The organism is Streptomyces sp. NPDC056948 (assembly GCF_042674225.1).
In the GTDB taxonomy this organism is placed as follows: Bacteria; Actinomycetota; Actinomycetes; order Streptomycetales; family Streptomycetaceae; genus Streptomyces; species Streptomyces purpurascens.
Genome location: NZ_JBHUQX010000825.1, coordinates 1 through 1,144, shown reverse-complemented (window position 1 = coordinate 1,144; position 1,144 = coordinate 1). Strand labels below are relative to the sequence as shown.

General features: G+C 67.9%; 2 protein-coding genes. Both read right to left on the bottom strand.

Annotated elements, in window-relative coordinates; translation table 11 throughout:
- Positions 1-161: 161 nt before the first annotated feature.
- Positions 162-650 carry a 50S ribosomal protein L17 gene (rplQ, locus tag ACFTZL_RS45045; RefSeq protein ID WP_382596477.1) on the bottom strand — a complete coding sequence of 163 codons (489 nt, stop codon included), beginning with the start codon at positions 648-650 and terminating at the stop codon, positions 162-164.
- Positions 651-830: 180 nt separating this feature from the next.
- Positions 831-1,144, bottom strand: a 314-nt coding sequence (locus ACFTZL_RS45040) for a DNA-directed RNA polymerase subunit alpha C-terminal domain-containing protein (RefSeq protein ID WP_308812713.1), incomplete at its 5' end; no start/stop codon positions are given.

Sequence of the window (1,144 nt, the reverse complement as noted above, 5' to 3'; positions counted from 1 at the left end):
CGCGACTTCGTCACTCACCCCCGGCTCCTCGCACCCACGCCCCGGCGGGCCCGCTCCTTGAAAAGGAACGGGCCCGCCAACACCCCCTCAGGGGCGCGGGGAACTGCGCGACAAGCCACGGCGAGCCCGCGGCCGCCATCGCACAGTCCCCGGCAGAACGCTTACGCGTCCTTCGACTCCTCGGCGGCCTCGTCGGACTTGGCCTCAACGGCCTCGTCCTTCTTGAGGGCGTCTTCCTTGACCGCACGCTGGGTCGCGGCCTCGGCCTCGCCAGTCGCCTCCTGCGCCACCGTCAGCGCCTCGACCAGCTCGATGACAGCCATGGGCGCGTTGTCGCCACGGCGGTTACCGATCTTGGTGATACGGGTGTAGCCACCCGGACGGTTCTCGTAGCGCGGGCCGATCTCGGTGAAGAGCGTGTGGACGATGCTCTTGTCCGTGATGATCTGGAGCACCTGACGGCGGTTGTGAAGGTCGCCCTTCTTCGCCTTGGTGACCAGACGCTCGGCGTACGGCCGCAGCTTGCGGGCCTTCGCCTCGGTGGTGGTGATACGACCGTGCTCGAACAGCGCCTTCGCGAGGTTCGCGAGGAGCAGCTTCTCGTGCGCGGCGCTGCCGCCCATACGGGCACCCTTGGTGGGCTTCGGCATGGTGTTTCTCCTAGGTGTCTGCCCCGGCCGTATCAGGTACCGGGGTCAGTATCTGAGCAGACGGTTGTCTGTCAGAGATCCGGGAGACGCCCCGAGGGGCGCTCCCGGAAGGGGCGCGGGGAACTGCGCGATCAGGCACAGCGCACCCGCACCCTCATACGGACCGTAAGGCCCGAGTTCTTAGTACTGCTCGGTCTCGACGAACCCGGCGTCCGCGTCGTCGTCCGCGCCGAAGGCGTCCGCGGCGGCGGTCGGGTCGAATCCGGGCGGGCTGTCCTTGAGGGCCAGACCCATGCCGGCCAGCTTCGCCTTGACCTCGTCGATCGACTTCGCACCGAAGTTGCGAATGTCGAGCAGGTCCGCCTCGGAACGCGCGACGAGTTCACCCACGGAGTGGATGCCCTCACGCTTGAGGCAGTTGTACGACCGAACGGTGAGCTCGAGCTCCTCGATCGGCAGCGCCAGATCAGCGGCAAGGGCGGCGTCCGTCGGGG